This window comes from Pseudomonas sp. SK2 (assembly GCF_016772395.1).
GTDB lineage: Bacteria > Pseudomonadota > Gammaproteobacteria > Pseudomonadales > Pseudomonadaceae > Aquipseudomonas > Aquipseudomonas taiwanensis.
Window position 1 is genome coordinate 1703627 of the sequence record NZ_CP061944.1, and the last position, 16174, is coordinate 1719800.

9 protein-coding genes are annotated in these 16174 nt (G+C 62.9%); 2 read left to right on the forward strand and 7 right to left on the reverse strand.

The window, feature by feature from the left end:
• Positions 1-7 precede the first annotated feature (7 nt).
• Genes IF103_RS07590 through IF103_RS07615 form a run of 6 tightly spaced genes read right to left on the reverse strand, consistent with a single transcriptional unit; the run spans position 8 to position 6807 of the window.
• A complete protein-coding gene (locus IF103_RS07590; protein ID WP_023379506.1) occupies positions 8-1633 on the reverse strand; it encodes a BatD family protein in 1626 nt (541 codons plus the stop codon).
• Entirely contained in the window at positions 1630-3342 is a 1713-nt protein-coding gene (locus IF103_RS07595) for a tetratricopeptide repeat protein (RefSeq protein ID WP_202675997.1), read from the reverse strand. Before IF103_RS07595 ends, IF103_RS07590 begins: the two co-directional genes overlap by 4 nt.
• Complete coding sequence (locus IF103_RS07600) at positions 3339-4415, reverse strand: vWA domain-containing protein (protein ID WP_023379508.1); 1077 nt, start codon at positions 4413-4415, stop codon at positions 3339-3341. Before IF103_RS07600 ends, IF103_RS07595 begins: the two co-directional genes overlap by 4 nt.
• Entirely contained in the window at positions 4408-4902 is a 495-nt protein-coding gene (locus IF103_RS07605) for a DUF4381 domain-containing protein (RefSeq protein WP_023379509.1), read from the reverse strand. Before IF103_RS07605 ends, IF103_RS07600 begins: the two co-directional genes overlap by 8 nt.
• Entirely contained in the window at positions 4899-5843 is a 945-nt protein-coding gene (locus IF103_RS07610; protein WP_023379510.1) for a DUF58 domain-containing protein, read from the reverse strand. The genes IF103_RS07605 and IF103_RS07610 overlap by 4 nt, the downstream gene beginning before the upstream one ends.
• Positions 5844-5847: 4 nt before the next feature.
• Positions 5848-6807 carry an AAA family ATPase gene (locus tag IF103_RS07615; protein WP_023379511.1) on the reverse strand — a complete coding sequence of 320 codons (960 nt, stop codon included), beginning with the start codon at positions 6805-6807 and terminating at the stop codon, positions 5848-5850.
• A 2163-nt stretch (positions 6808-8970) separates the two neighbouring features.
• Here IF103_RS07615 and IF103_RS07620 point away from each other — a divergent pair.
• Positions 8971-10296 (forward strand): T6SS phospholipase effector Tle1-like catalytic domain-containing protein, encoded by a 1326-nt coding sequence (locus IF103_RS07620; protein ID WP_049818816.1) that lies wholly within the window; start codon positions 8971-8973, stop codon positions 10294-10296.
• Between the two features lie 320 nt (positions 10297-10616).
• On the opposite strand, the gene IF103_RS07625 is transcribed toward IF103_RS07620, so the two are convergent.
• The gene (locus tag IF103_RS07625; RefSeq protein WP_023379514.1) at positions 10617-10970 is read right to left on the reverse strand and encodes a hypothetical protein; all 354 of its coding nucleotides are present in this window, start codon (positions 10968-10970) and stop codon (positions 10617-10619) included.
• A 274-nt stretch (positions 10971-11244) separates the two neighbouring features.
• Between IF103_RS07625 and IF103_RS07630 the strand changes: the two genes are divergently transcribed.
• Positions 11245-16110, forward strand: a complete 4866-nt coding sequence (locus tag IF103_RS07630) for an NAD-glutamate dehydrogenase (RefSeq protein ID WP_104882009.1) — start codon at positions 11245-11247, stop codon at positions 16108-16110.
• Positions 16111-16174: the final 64 nt, after the last annotated feature.

Sequence of the window (16174 nt, forward strand, 5' to 3'; positions counted from 1 at the left end):
CAGCCCCTCACTTGGGATACAGTGGCGGCAGGCTTCCTGTCTCTCCAGCGGGTGGCAACACCTGTTCGGCCGGCGGAATGGTGCCGATGGCGCGCCACAATTCATCGCCATGCCAATACTGTCCGCTTTCGCTGTAGAGAGCCCCGTTCAGGCTGTCCAGTGCATCGGACAAGGGCACGAACCGAGCGGCCATGTCGGCCAGGGTTTCCGGTTGCTGGCGTGCCCAGGCATCGAGCGCCTGGCGCGTGGCCTGCGGGTCGTTGGCCTGGCAGGCTCGCTTGATGTCGTCCATCAAGGTGCGTGGGCTCGGACCATTCTGCGCCGCACGCAACACCGCTGGTTGGGAGCGTGCCCGCCACCAGAGGGCGAAGCCCAGTACCGTGGTGAGGGCCAGTATCAAGGTGGCCAGCTGCCAGGGCCAGAGCAGCGTGCTGCCGCTGCGGGTGTCGCCCACCGGTGTTTCGGCGCTCAGTGCCGGGTTGTCCTGCACATCGAGGTTGCGAGCGGGCAGGCTTGAGTGCTCTAGATGGTCTTCGCGGGTGTTCCACCAAGTGACCTCCAGCGCCGGCAGTGCCAGCTGGCCGCTGTGGATTGGGACCAGTGCCTCGCGTTCCTCGCGGTTGGCGGTCATGCCACGTTCGTTGATTTCATTACGCAGCAACGGTTGGTCGGGATAGCGACGCAGGCCGGTGATTTCAGTGGCTGGCAGTGGCGGCAACTGAGTGCTTGAGAGGCCCTCGGCGCGTAGGGTGATGTTACGGGTCAGCGAGTCGCCGATCTGCACCTTCTGTTGCGCAGGGTCAGGGTTCCAGTGTTCTTCCAGGCTCAGGCTGCGGGCGGGCAGCCAAGGCGTATCGGCAGGCCAGGCGGTGGGAATCGGGCGCACGTTCAAGCGCAGCGGCAGCGAGCTGACCTGCAGCTGGCGGCCGACCCGTGCGCTACCAGCCGGTTGCTGGCCATTGTCGGCGGCGGTGGCGGTGAAGGTCAGCGGTGGAATGTCCACGGTGCCGCTTTGCTGCGGGTACAGAGCGTAACGGGTTTCGATCACGCCATGACGAATGCCGTTGATGTCCTTCTCGTAGGTGCGCGACTCACCCAGTTGCTCGACCTTGGCGCTCTCCAGTTGCAGGGGGCTCAAGCTGCTGTCGTCGTACAGCGATACCGAGTGATAGATGCGCACGGTCAGCACGGCCTGCGCCTGGACGTAGACATCGCTGCTGTCGAGGCTGGCTTCGACGAATACCTGGGCCGCGCTGTCCGTCCGGCTGGCGTCGGCCTGCACCACCTGAAGCTCGATGGTCTGACTACGTGATTGGCCCAGTTGCAGTTCGGGGATGACCAGGCTGCCGCTGCGGCGTGGCAGCAGTGTGATGATCCAGCGGGTGCTGGCACGGGTTTCGCCGTCGAGGGTGTGCAGGCTGTTCAACTGGCGCGTGCCACGCACTTCGAAATCGCCCTCCAGCGCACGCAGGTCAGGCTTGCCGAACTGGGTCACATCCTGGCTTTCAAGGGTCAGTTCCAGGGTTTCGCCGGCTTCCAGGCGAGTGCGGTCGACGCTGGCCTGCAGGCTGGGTTGGGCCTGGGCCACCAGGGCCCACAGCAGACAAAGGAGAAAGACGCCGAAGCGACTCATCGTGGATTTTCCTGATGCAATTGCTGTTCATACCAGAATTTGCGCCGCAGCAGTTCCGCCGGGTTGTCGGGGATCTCTCGCAGCCATTGTTCCAGGGCCTGGCGTTGCTCTGCGTCAAGGCTGGTCGACACCGGGCGTTGCGGCGCCTGGGTAACGCTGTCGTCGTCACCGCCCTGGGTGTTGGGTGGTGTCTGACCGTTCTGACTACTCTCGCCGGGTGCCTCGGCGGCCTGTTCGCTGTTGCCGGGTGTGCCCTGGGCCGGGTTGCTGGCCGAGCTACTGTTGCCCTCGGTGTCGCTGCCGGGAGTGCCTTGGGCATCGTTGTCGGCTTGTGGTTCCTCGCCCTTGGCTTCGCGTTGCAGCAGTTGCTGGACCAGCGCCTGGTTGTCCAGCGCCGCCTTGAGGTCGGGCTGTCGCTCCAGGGCTTGCTCGTAGGCATCCAGGGCAGCTTCCAGCTCGCCGCTACGGGCCAGGGCATTGCCTCGATTGTAGTGGGCCGCGGCAGTGTTGCTCTGTGCGAAGGCCTGGGCGGCGCCCGCGAAGTCGCCGGCCTGGTAGAGCGCCATGCCACGCCACTGTGGGTCCTGGAAGTGATGCGCGGCCTCGGCCGGGCGGTTTTGTTCGAGCAGGCGTTGACCTTGCTGGTCGGGGCGCAGCCACAGGTCGTTGAACTCGAAGGCCTGGCTGGGCTGCGGCACGGCCAGCAGCAGTGGCAGGCAGAACAGCCAGCCGCGCCGGCCGGCACAGGCTGCCAACAGCAACAGTGGGAGCAACAGCCAGTAACCCTGGTCGGCCCAACTGTCCAGTTGCACGCTTTGACCGTCGTTGCGCAGGGCGCGGGGGTTGTCGAACAAGCCCAGGCCACGCAGGTCCAGATCGTCGATGCGGGCGTGGCGATAGCGCCCGCCGGTACTGCTGATGAAGGCCTTGAGGCTGGCGCTGTCCAGGCGCGGCAGCAGGATGCCGCCCTGATCGTCCTTGAGGAACTCGCCATTGGCCTGGCGCACCGGTGCGCCTTGACTGCTGCCGATGCCCAGCATCAGCAGGCTCGGCCCCTGACGGCCCAAGGCATGAATGATGCCCTGGCGTTCCTGTTCGCTAAGCGCCGAGCCAATCAGCAACAGCCGACCCTGGCCCAGGCCACTTTGAGCCAGCAGCGACAGGCCTTTTTGTACGGCCAGGTCGGCACGCTGGCCTGCCTGCGGCATGATCGACGGGTCGATGGCTTCGAGCAGGTTGCGTGTCGTGCCCAGGTCGTCGGATAGCGGGACCAGCGTGTGCGCGCTGCCGGCGTAGACGACGAGGGCGGTCTGGCTGTCGCGACGGTGTTCGAGCAGGTCGAGCACTTTGCGCCGGGCGTGTTCCAGGCGGTTGGGCGGGCTGTCTTCGGCAAGCATCTGCGGAGTCAGTTCGAGCAGGATCACCAATGGGTCGGCGGGGCGCTGGCGGGTTTCTTCCACGCGCTGCCAGCTGGGCCCGAGCAAGGCCAGCACCACCAGGAACCAGGCCAGCCCCAAGGCCACCCATGGCAGTTTGCTGGTGCTGCCAGTGCCGCCCCCTAGCAGCACTGGATGGAAAGCGGGCGGCAAGATCATCTGCCAGCGCCCGGCGCGTTTGCGTCGGTGCCACAGTTTGAAGATCAGCCAGCCGAGTAGCGGCAGTACCAGCAGCCAGAGGGGGCGCAGCCATTGTGGCCAAAGGTCGATCATCGCCGTCTCCTCAGGCGCAGGCGCTTCAGGCGTTGGCGCCATTCCGGGTGAGGCTGCAGGAACCGAGGCTTGCGCAGCAGGCGCTGCAGTCGGTTGTCCGGCCATTGCACGGCAACCACCAGCAGTACGCTCAGCAACAACGCAAGGGCCAGCGGCCAGGCGTACAAGTCTTTGGCCGTGCGTGCCTGGGTCGGTTGCTGGGCCACGGGCTCCAGTTGATCGAGGGTGTCGCCGATGGCGTCCAGTTCGGCGCCGTCGTGGGCACGGAAGTAGGTGCCGTGAGTGATCTCGGCAATCTCCTTCAGCGAGGCCTCGTCCAGGTCCAGGCTCGGGTTCAGGCCGAGCAGGCCAGGGGTTCCGCTGGCCTCGGGGTTCGCGCCGATACCGATGGTGTAGATGCGTACGCCCTCCTGGGCTGCCAAGCGTGCCGCGGTCAATGGGTGGATCTGCCCGCCGTTGTTGGCACCGTCGGTGATCAGCACCAGGACCCGGCTCTGCGCCGGACGCTCGCGCAGGCGCTTGACTGCCAGGCCAATGGCGTCGCCGATGGCTGTGTTCTTGCCGGCGATGCCGATTTGCGCTTCGTCGAGGAAAGTACGCACCGTGCGCCGATCGAAGGTGAGGGGGGCCTGCAGGTAGGCCTGGCTGCCGAACAGGATCAAGCCGACCCGGTCACCCTCGCGGTCCTGAAGGAAGTCGCCAAGCAGTGCCTTGACCAGGTCCAGGCGGCTGATGTCCTCGTCCTTCCATTGCATGTCGGGGAAGTCCATGGAGCCGGAGACATCCACGGCCACCAGCAGGTCACGACCACTGGCCGCCACCGGCACCGGGTCGCCAAGCCATTGTGGGCGCGCGGCGGCGAACAGTAGCAGGAGCCAGATCACGACATAGGGCGCCTGTTGCCGCCAGGTTGGCAGGTTCAGGCGCGCCCGGCGCCCGGCCAGTCCTTCCAGTTCATCGAGAAAACCCACCTTCAGCACCGGCTCGCCGCTGTCGGCGGCGGGCAGCAGCAGACGCGCCAACCACGGCAACGGCAGCAGCGTGAAGATCCACGGCCAGGCCAGCTCAAACATGCTTGCGGATCCAGGTTTCGACCGCCTGGCTGAGCCCGGCGATGGCTTTGTCGTCGAGCTTGCACTCGGGTTTGTAGGCGCCTTCGACTAGCACCATCCAGCGGGTAAGGCCTGCGGCTGGGCAGCGGTTGTCGAGGAAAGCCAGCCATTGGCGTCCGTTGAGGGTATGGCTATTGGCGCCGGGGTAGTGGTTGCGGCACAAACGTTTGAGCAGGGCATTGATCTGTTGCAGCCAGGCACCTGCGGGGGCGCCGTCGTAGGGGCGCGGCAGGCGAGCCAGTTCGGCCAGGGCCTCGACGCGCACCGGGTCGAGTGGTTGTTCGGCGCGCACGATGGGACGCTTGCCGGGGCGCCAGCGGCGCAGGCGCCAAATGGCCCACGCGAGCAGCGGCAGTATCGCGAGCAACAACCACCAGCCTGGCGCGGGCGGCCACACGCCGATCGCCTGCGGCGCGATCAAAGGCTGCAGTTGGTCCAACGGGTTCATTTGCCGCTCCCAGGGCGCTGAGCATTCAGGTACTCGCGCAACTGTTCGATCATTTCGCTCTGAGTGCTCAGCGGCATCATCAGGACGCGCAATTTTTGCGTCATGAGCTCCCAACGCTCGACTCGGGCTTCGGCTTGCTGTCGGTAGGCCTGGCGCAGGTTGGCGTCGAGGGTGTCGAGTTCCAGCTGCGCGCTGCGCTGGGCGAAGCGCAGGAGCCCGGCGGCGGGCAGGGCGTGGTCGAGCGGATCGGACACTGGAAGCAGCAGCAGGTCGCAATGGCGCGAAAGCATGGCCAGGTGCTGTTCGGCCTGGTCGGTCAGCGAGCGTTCGTCGCAGATGACGATGGCTAGGCTACCGGGACGCAGCACCTCGCGGGCCCGGCGCAGGGCAAGGCCGAGGTTGTCGGCCTGGGGCACGGCTTCGGTGTGCAGGGACTGGTTGACCTTGGCCAGACGGTTGAGCAGTTGCAGCAGGCTTTGCTTGCTGCGTCGGGGTTTGACTTCGTGGTGTTCGTTGTCACCGAACACCAGCCCACCGATGCGGTCGTTATGGCCCAACGCGGCCCAGCCGAACAACGCCGCGGCCTGGGCGGCCAAGACCGATTTGAACATCAGCCCCGAGCCGAAGAACAGCCGCTGGCTTTGTTCGACGAGGATGAAGATTGGCCGTTCGCGTTCTTCATGGAAGAGTTTGGTGTGTGGCTCCTGCGTGCGTGCGGTGACGCGCCAGTCGATGTTGCGCACGTCGTCGCCGGCCTGGTACACGCGCACCTGGTCGAAGTCCACCCCGCGCCCACGCAGTTTGGAGTGGTGCAGGCCGACCAGTGGGCTGCGCTGGCCGGGGCGCGAGAACAGCTGGATCTCGCGTACTCGGTGGCGCATGTCGATCAGCTCGGCTAGGCCAATGCGGATGCCGGGCTCGGCCAGCTGAGTGGTGGGCATGGGGTCAGGCTACGGCAACGACGTCGAGGATGCGCTGGACCACGCGGTCCTGGTCGATGCCTGCCGCTTCGGCCTCGAAGGACAGGATGATGCGGTGGCGCAGCACATCGAACAGGACCGCCTGGATGTCCTCGGGGCTGACGAAGTCGCGCCCGGCCAGCCAGGCATGGGCCCGGGCGCAGCGATCGAGGGCGATGGAGCCGCGGGGGCTGGCACCGTAGGCGATCCAGTCGGCGAGTTCGGCGTCGAACTTGGCCGGGGTGCGGGTGGCCATTACCAGCTGGACCAGGTATTCCTCCACGGCGTCGGCCATGTACAGCCCGAGGATTTCCTTGCGGGCGGCGAAGATTGCTTGCTGGCTGACGCGTCGCTCGGGCTTGGCCTCGCCGCCGAGGGCTTCGCCCCGTGCCTGGGCGAGAATGCGGCGTTCGACGGCGGCGTCGGGGAAGCCGATTTTCACGTGCATCAGGAAGCGGTCGAGTTGGGCTTCGGGCAGTGGGTAGGTGCCTTCCTGCTCGATGGGGTTCTGGGTGGCCATGACCAGGAACAGCGGCGACAGGTCGTAGGTACTGCGGCCGACGCTGACCTGGCGTTCGGCCATGGCTTCGAGCAGTGCGGACTGGACTTTGGCGGGGGCGCGGTTGATTTCGTCGGCCAGGACCAGGTTATGGAAGATCGGGCCTTGCTGGAACACGAAGCTACCGGTTTCTGGGCGGTAGATTTCGGTGCCGGTGATGTCGGCGGGCAGCAGGTCTGGGGTGAACTGGATGCGGTGGAACTGGGCTTCGATGCCTTCGGCGAGTTCTTTGATGGCCTTGGTCTTGGCCAGGCCTGGGGCACCCTCGACGAGCATGTGGCCATCGGCCAGGAGCACGATCAACAGACGTTCGACCAGTTTTTCCTGGCCTAGGATCTGGGAGGAAAGAAATGTGCGCAGCGCGATCAGCGCTTCACGGTGTTCCATCGGCGACGGTTCCTGGGATTGGGCCCGGGCGCGCTGTGAGCGGGTGCCTGGGGCAGGGGGTGATACTTTAATCTATCCGGGGGGGTGGCGACCAATGGCGGTGGGTAAAATTCTCGAAAAGTCAGTCGTGCTCGTTGTGTGTTGCTTTTGCTTCGGGGGTACGCGGTCGTTCAGGTATCGCCAATTGGGTCATGAGGTCGAGCTTGGGTTTTCGGGAGCAAGACGTTGGCGAGGTGATCCTGTAGGGGGCGGATATATAGGAGTGGGGCGAAAAGGTGAGTGATCACGTTAGTTGAATGCCGCCCTTAAATCTGTGCTTTGAAGTTTGAAGTTTTGGTTTCTGGATGCGTGAGCATATCCATTTGCCAAGGTGACGCTCAATCACCTTTCCGCTCTTACAGCGGGTCACTTTTTGGCAGACGCCCCAAAAAGTAACCAAAAAAGTCTGGCTCCTATCATCCGGCCCCTGCGCTGCGCTCCGGGGTTCCCTCGCTCCGGGCTTGCTCCGGGAGGACCGCGCTGAACGGCCCCTCCTGGGCCGCAGCGCTTGACGGGCATCCATGCCCGTCACCTCCCTGCGCAAGCCCTGCGCTCGGCCTCCTGAAGTCGCATGAGGTGGCGCCTGAACTACCGCGCGCTAGAAGCAAGAGCAAAGCGAAGCAAAAGAAAGTCCGTCTCGCATTTTGTAGTTTGAATATTTAATGTGCGGCTGGTTTAGCTGTTGTTGTTGTTGTTGTTGTTGTTGTTGTTGTTGTTGTTGTTGTTGTTGTTGTTGTTGTTCGGATTTGGTATTTCATGCTCCGCTTTTGCTTTTAATGCGCGATATCCCAGACGCTGCAAATTGCGACGTCAGTAGGCCGAGCGTAGGGCTTGCGGAGGGAGGTGACGGGCATGGATGCCCGTCAAGCGCTGCGGCCCAGGAGGGGCCGTTCAGCGCGGTCCTCCCGGGAGCAAGCCCGTAGCGAGGGAACCCCGAAGCGCAGCGTAGGGGCCGGATGATAGGAGCCAGCGGTTTTTGCCTACTTTTGCCCAAGAGCAAAAGTAGGTCGCCGTAAAGGCGAAAAGGTGAATGAGCGCCTCCATGGCGAATGGATATTCACGCTATCTGAATGCCGCCCTTAAATCTGTGCTTTGAAGTTTTGGTTTCTGGATGCGTGAGCATATCCATTTGCCAAGGCGACGCTCAATCACCTTTCCGCTCTTACAGCGGGTCACTTTTTGGCAGACGCCCCAAAAAGTAACCAAAAAAGTCTGGCTCCTATCATCCGGCCCCTGCGCTGCGCTCCGGGGTTCCCTCGCTCCGGGCTTGCTCCGGGAGGACCGCGCTGAACGGCCCCTCCTGGGCCGCAGCGCTTGACGGGCATCCATGCCCGTCACCTCCCTGCGCAAGCCCTGCGCTCGGCCTCCTGAAGTCGCATGAGGTGGCGCCTGAACTACCGCGCGCTAGAAGCAAGAGCAAAGCGAAGCAAAAGAAAGTCCGTCTCGCATTTTGTAGTTTGAATATTTAATGTGCGGCTGGTTTAGCTGTTGTTGTTGTTGTTGTTGTTGTTGTTGTTGTTGTTCGGATTTGGTATTTCATGCGCCGCTTTTGCTTTTCATGCGCGATATCCCAGACGCTGCAAATTGCGACGTCAGTAGGCCGAGCGTAGGGCTTGCGGAGGGAGGTGACGGGCATGGATGCCCGTCAAGCGCTGCGGCCCAGGAGGGGCCGTTCAGCGCGGTCCTCCCGGGAGCAAGCCCGTAGCGAGGGAACCCCGAAGCGAAGCGTAGGGGCCGGATGATAGGAGCCAGCGGTTTTTGCCTACTTTTGCCCAAGAGCAAAAGTAGGTCGCCGTAAAGGCGAAAAGGTGAATGAGCGCCTCCATGGCGAATGGATATTCACGCGATTTGAATGCCACCCCTAAGTTCGCCTCATCACCTCTGCCCCCACTCCTTAAAAACGCCCGAAAAAAGTAACTACGAAATCTAGCGGCTATCGTCCAGCCACAGTGCTAAGCCCCCTGAATTCGCAATAGAGGGCGACTGAACCACCGCCCACTAGAAGCGAAATCAAGTTCCAGGCGGAGAAGGGAAATTTCTGTACTCAGATGTTGAATGTGCGGGTAGGCACCGAGGTTAAGCTGTTGCTTGCTGAACTCACCAAGCCAACCGGAGTTCAGCCAGATGGATGAGTTGAGTAAAAAATTCCCCGTGTTCACCAGCACCAAACCTTATGTCCTGCGCATAGGGATCTTCTTCGACGGCACCGGCAACAACGCCCGCAACGCCGTTACCCCCGACTCCCCCACACAAAAATACACCACCGGCAGTTACGCCAACGCCCCAACCAACATCGCCCTGTTACACACGCTATACCCCACCGGCCAACCGCAGGCCACGCCAAATAAGCACTTCATGAAACTCTACATCGAAGGCATAGGCACCACCGAAGCCAGCCAGGACTCGCCCTTCGCCCAAGCCACCGGACGCGGTCAGACAGGTGTCGAAGCCAGAGTCCAGCAAGCCTTGGCCATGGTCGACCATCACCTGATCGACTGCTTGCACACCCACCCCCACCCCCACCACATCGAGTTCGACCTGTTTGGCTTCAGTCGGGGCGCCGCCGCCGCTCGCCACTTGCTCAACCGGCTACACGACGACACACCCATCTGCTCGCAATATCCACACATCAAGACCAGCGTCAACTTCATCGGCCTGTTCGACACCGTCGCCGCCATCACCGCCCCACTGCACAATCGCCTCACCCAGGGCACCGCCCGATTCGGCAAGCTACGCCTGGGCTTGGCCCAGGGTTGTGCGCGGCATGTGGTGCAACTGGTCGCCAGCGACGAGCGCCGACACAACTTCCCGTTGGTGCGCACCGACCACGACATCCACATGCCCGGCGTCCATTCAAACATCGGTGGCGGCTATCCCCAGGCACAGCAGGAAAGCGTCCTCCTGTGCAAACCCAACGCCAGCCGCGTCGCACTGACCACGCCTCCCGAACGGACTCGCGCGTATGCAATCACCCGCGCCTTGCTGGAGCAGGCGTACAAGGATTTGCCCGCGCCAAAGCCACAGCTGTTGACCTGGGAAGCACCCATCGCCGGAAGCCGGAGCCGCCGCGATGATCCGGAAAAACAGGTATATGCCGCCGTGCAGTGGCAGCGGGAGGTGAAGGGACAGTTGTCCCGCATCTACCTGAGCGTCATGCGGGAACTGGCCGTGCGCGGCGGGGTGCCTTTCGCCAATCTGGGCAATGACCCAGCCCATCAACTGCCGGACGATCTGCATACCATCAGCCGCAAATTGCATGACTTCGCTCTCGGGCACAGCGCAGACCCGGGGTTGACGCAGGAGGAAACTGCCCAGTTGCGAGAGAAATACATCCACACCTCGGCAAACTGGAATGCACTCAAGGGGCTATGCAACAGCACACTGGATCAGCTCTACATCGACAGACCCGCTGAAGCAGGTCGAGTCATGCACTCCAACCCCGTGCAATGAGGGCAGACAGTCCACGCAAATGGAGTTGCGTGGACAGCAAGGTTCCGCGGGTCTTGAGGGGCTTCTCGGCAATCGTCTGGCCTGGGGATGGCCGAGGTCGCAGCCTGCGAAGGGGCGTTGCAGAACAGGGCAGCAGGTCCTCGGCTTCCAGGGACGAGCAGTACGTGCGGCATTGTTCCAGGTCACCGCGTTCGAACAGCGCGTTCTTCAGTTCGGTGGTACCTGAACTGAGTTTGTTCCAGATCGTTAGCCAGAAACAGGGGAGGTGCGCGTACCAGCGCCGGATGTTCGCCGACGATCGAGGCCGGTCCTGTGCGCCCTCAAAGCTCGCTAACGAAGGTACCGGTACCCTCGAGGATATTGCGCAACGTCAGCGCCACCTCTTCCAGGTCAGTTCCTTGCGACGTCAACACAATCTCCAGCGACTCATCGCCTTTCAGCGCATCCCGGTCACTGGCAGCCACTTCGATCAACAAGCGCTGGGCACTCAAGGTCACTTTCAAGCCATCCAGGGTCGAGGGTTCGTCGTCCAGGGTCAGGTCGACCGTGTCCTCGTCCGGGTAGCGGGTCAGCAGGAACATCTGTCCCTTGTCGCTGTGGCAGCACAGGGTCGCCATGTCGTCTTCTTCTTCATCGCAGGGCGTGGCGAAGAGCAGGGCGGTTTTGATTTGCATGGGCGGCTCGGATCAAAGGAAATGAGGGGGAATTCTGACAGCCTTGCACGCATCCATAAACGTAAAGTTACCCCCCCTTGACCGAAATTGTCGCAGCGCTGCAAGCCGTAGTGACCACTCAGTCGTTAAGCTGCGCCGAGCCTATGAACGTGGCCTACACGTTCAACGCCTGGTTTTACCGTCCGCCTTGCCACGGTTTGGCTATCGTTGATCCGTACCAAGGCGCACGCATGCGACGCTTCAACTATTACAAAGCCCAAGCGGAGTACCACAGATGGCGTTCTTCACCGCAGCCAGCAAAGCCGACTTCCAGCACCAACTGCAGGCGGCCCTGGCGCAGCACATCAGCGAACAGTCCCTGCCACAAGTGGCGCTGTTCGCCGAGCAGTTCTTCGGCATCATCTCTCTGGACGAACTCACCCAGCGCAGGCTGTCCGACCTGGCCGGCTGCACGCTGTCTGCCTGGCGCATCATCGAGCGCTTCGACCCTGCACAACCGCAAGTGCGGGTCTACAACCCGGATTATGAGCGCAATGGCTGGCAATCGACCCACACGGTGGTCGAGGTGCTGCACCACGACTTGCCATTTTTGGTCGATTCGGTACGCACCGAGCTGAACCGCCGCGGCTACAGCATCCACACCCTGCAGACCACGGTGCTGAGCGTGCGTCGTGGCGCCAAGGGCGAACTGCTCGAACTGCTGCCCAAGGGCACCCAGGGTGAGGGCGTGCGTCATGAATCGCTGATGTACCTGGAGATCGACCGCTGCGCCAATGCCGCCGAACTGACGGTGCTGACCCGTGAAATCGAGCAGGTCTTGGCCGAAGTGCGGGTGGCAGTTGCCGATTTCGAGCCGATGAAGGCCAAGCTGCGCGAAGTGGTCGCTTTGGTGGAGCAGACGCCGTTCGCACCGGTGCAGCATGAGAAGGCCGAGGTCAAGGCGTTCCTCGAATGGTTGTTGGACAACCATTTCACTTTCTTGGGCTACGAAGAATTCACGGTCCGGGACGACAACGCCGGCGGCCAGATGGTGTACGACGAACAGTCATTCCTCGGCCTGCCACGGCGCCTGCGCGTGGGGCTGAGCGCCGAAGAACTGCGCATCGAAGATTACGCCGTGGCCTACCTCAACGAGCCGCTGCTGCTGTCCTTCGCCAAGGCTGCGCTGCCCAGCCGCGTGCATCGCCCGGCTTATCCGGACTACGTGTCGATTCGCCAGCTCGATGCCGCTGGCAAGGTCATCAAGGAACACCGCTTCATGGGCCTGTACACCTCGTCGGTCTATGGCGAGAGTGTGCATGCCATCCCGTACATCCGCGTCAAGGTCAATGAAGTCGAGCGCCGTTCTGGCTTCGATCCCAAGGCTCACCTGGGCAAGGAACTGGCCCAGGTGCTAGAGGTGTTGCCACGCGACGACCTGTTCCAGACCCCGGTCGACGAGCTGTTCAGCACCGTGATGTCGATCGTGCAGATCCAGGAGCGCAACAAGATTCGCGTATTCCTGCGCAAGGACCCCTACGGCCGCTTCTGCTACTGCCTGGCCTACGTACCGCGTGAGATCTACTCCACCGAGGTGCGCCAGAAGATCCAGCAGGTGCTGATGGAGCGCCTGAAGGCCAGCGACTGCGAGTTCTGGACCTTCTTCTCCGAGTCGGTGCTGGCGCGTGTGCAGCTGATCTTGCGGGTCGACCCGAAGAACCGCATCGACATCGACCCGCAGCAGCTGGAAAACGAAGTGATCCAGGCCTGCCGCTCGTGGCAGGACGACTACTCGGCACTGGTGATCGAGAACTTCGGCGAGGCCCAGGGCACCAACATTCTTGCCGACTTCCCCAAAGGCTTCCCGGCCGGCTACCGTGAGCGCTTCCCTGCGCACTCGGCGGTGGTCGACCTTCAGCACGTGCTGGCACTGTCTGAAAACAAGCCGCTGGCCATGAGTTTCTACCAGCCGCTGACCCGTCTTGGCGAGCGCCTGCTGCACTGCAAGCTGTACCACGCCGATACGCCACTGGCACTGTCCGATGTGCTGCCGATCCTGGAGAACCTTGGCCTGCGCGTGCTGGGTGAGTTCCCGTACCGCTTGCGTCATGCCAGCGGCCGCGAATACTGGATTCACGATTTCGCCTTCACCTACAGCGAAGGCCTGAGCCTGGATATCCAGCAGCTCAACGACATCTTGCAGGATGCCTTCGTCCACATCGTCAAAGGCGATGCCGAGAACGACGCCTTCAACCGCCTGGTCCTGACCGCCGGCCTGCCGTGGCGCGATGTGGCACTGCTGCGCGCGTATGCGCGTTACCTCAAGCAGATTCGCCTGGGCTTCGACCTGGGCTACATCGCCAGCACCCTGAACAACCACACCGACATCGCCCGTGAGCTGACCCGGTTGTTCAAGACCCGTTTCTACCTGGCGCGCAAACTCACCCAGGACGACCTGGACGACAAGCAGCAGCGCCTGGAGCAGGCGATTCTCAGCGCCTTGGACGACGTTCAGGTGCTCAACGAGGACCGTATCCTGCGTCGCTACCTGGACCTGATCAAGGCCACGTTGCGCACCAACTTCTACCAACCGGACGCCCATGGGCACAACAAGTCGTACTTCAGCTTCAAGTTCAACCCCAAGCTGATTCCCGAACTGCCCAAGCCGGTGCCGAAGTTCGAGATCTTCGTCTATTCGCCGCGGGTCGAAGGTGTGCACCTGCGCTTTGGCAACGTCGCCCGTGGCGGCTTGCGTTGGTCGGACCGCGAGGAAGACTTCCGCACCGAGGTGCTGGGCCTGGTGAAAGCCCAGCAAGTGAAGAACTCGGTGATCGTGCCGGTCGGGGCCAAGGGTGGCTTCCTGCCGCGTCGTCTGCCATTGGGTGGCACCCGTGACGAGATCGCCGCCGAGGGCGTAGCGTGCTACCGCATCTTCATCAGTGGACTGCTCGACATCACCGACAACCTCAAGGAGGGCGGCGTGGTGCCGCCAGCCAACGTGGTGCGTCACGACGATGACGACCCGTACCTGGTGGTAGCGGCGGACAAAGGCACAGCGACCTTCTCCGATATCGCCAACGGCATCGCCATCGACTACGGCTTCTGGTTGGGCGATGCCTTCGCCTCGGGTGGTTCGGCTGGCTACGACCACAAGAAGATGGGCATCACCGCCCGCGGTGCCTGGGTGGGTGTTCAGCGCCACTTCCGCGAGCGTGGGATCAACGTGCAGGAAGACCCGATCACTGTGATCGGCATCGGCGACATGGCCGGTGACGTATTCGGTAACGGCCTGCTGATGTCCGACAAGCTGCAACTGGTGGCGGCGTTCAACCACCTGCACATCTTCATCGACCCGAATCCGGATCCGGCCACCAGCTTCGCCGAACGTCAGCGCCTGTTCGATCTGCCACGTTCGGCCTGGAGCGACTACGACACCAGCATCATGTCCGAAGGCGGCGGGATTTTCCCGCGCAGTGCCAAGAGCATTGCCATCAGCCCGCAGATGAAAGAGCGCTTCGCCATCGAGGCTGATCGCCTGACCCCGACCGAGCTGCTCAACGCGCTGCTCAAGGCGCCGGTCGACCTGCTGTGGAACGGCGGTATCGGCACCTACGTCAAAGCCAGCAGCGAAAGCCACGCCGATGTCGGTGATAAGGCCAACGACGCCCTGCGCGTCAATGGCAACGAGCTTCGCTGCAAGGTGGTAGGTGAGGGCGGCAACCTGGGCATGACCCAGCTGGGTCGGGTCGAGTTCGGCCTGCACGGTGGCGCTACCAACACCGACTTCATCGACAACGCCGGTGGTGTGGACTGCTCCGACCATGAGGTCAACATCAAGATCCTGCTCAACGAAGTGGTGCAGGGTGGCGACATGACCGAGAAGCAGCGCAACCAGCTGCTCGGCAGCATGACCGACGAGGTGGCCAGCCTGGTGCTGGGCAACAACTACAAGCAGACCCAGGCGCTGTCGCTGGCGGCCCGTCGTGCCCGCGAGCGGATCGCCGAGTACAAGCGCCTGATGGCTGACCTGGAGGGCCGGGGCAAGCTGGATCGGGCCATCGAGTTCCTGCCGTCCGAGGAGCAGTTGGCCGAGCGCCTGGCCGCAGGCCAGGGCCTGACCCGTGCCGAGCTGTCGGTGCTGATTTCGTACAGCAAGATCGACCTCAAGGAGCAACTGCTCAAGTCGCTGGTGCCGGACGACGACTACCTGACCCGTGACATGGAAACCGCGTTCCCGCCGTCGCTGGTCAGCAAGTTCGCCGACGCCATGCGTCGTCATCGTCTGAAACGTGAGATCGTCAGCACCCAGATCGCCAACGATCTGGTCAACAACATGGGGATCACCTTCGTCCAGCGCCTGAAGGAGTCGACCGGCATGAGCCCGGCCAACGTGGCCGGGGCTTATGTGATCGTGCGCGACATCTTCCACCTGCCGCATTGGTTCCGCCAGATCGAGGCGCTGGATTACCAGGTGCCGGCAGAGGTCCAACTGACCCTGATGGACGAGCTGATGCGCCTGGGCCGCCGGGCCACCCGCTGGTTCCTGCGTAGCCGTCGCAACGAGCAGGATGCCGGGCGTGACACCGCGCACTTCGGGCCGAAAATCGCCCAACTGGGCCTGAAGCTCGACGAGTTGCTCGAAGGCCCGACCCGTGAGCGTTGGATGGTTCGTTACCAGGGCTTCGTCGATGCTGGTGTGCCGGAGCTGTTGGCGCGCATGGTGGCGGGTACCAGCCACCTGTACACGCTGTTGCCGATCATCGAGGCGGCTGACGTGACCGGGCATGATCCGGCCCAGGTGGCCAAGGCGTTCTTCGCTGTGGGCAGTGCCTTCGACCTGACCTGGTACCTGCAGGAGGTCAGCAACCTGACGGTGGAGAACAACTGGCAGGCACTGGCCCGCGAGTCGTTCCGCGACGACATCGACCTGCAGCAGCGCGCGATCACCATTTCCGTGCTGCAGATGGCGGATGCGCCGCAGGACATGGATGCCCGCGTGGCGCTGTGGGCCGAGCAGCACCGGGTGATGGTCGAGCGCTGGCGCGCCATGCTAGACGACTTGCGCAACGCACCGGGTACTGACTATGCGATGTACGCGGTGGCCAACCGCGAGCTGGTCGACTTGGCGATGAGTGGGCAGGCGACGGTGGTGCCGTCCTGATCATCAAGCTGAAATGAGAAAGCCCCGGCAGTGATGCCGGGGCTTTTTTATGAGGCTTGGCGGG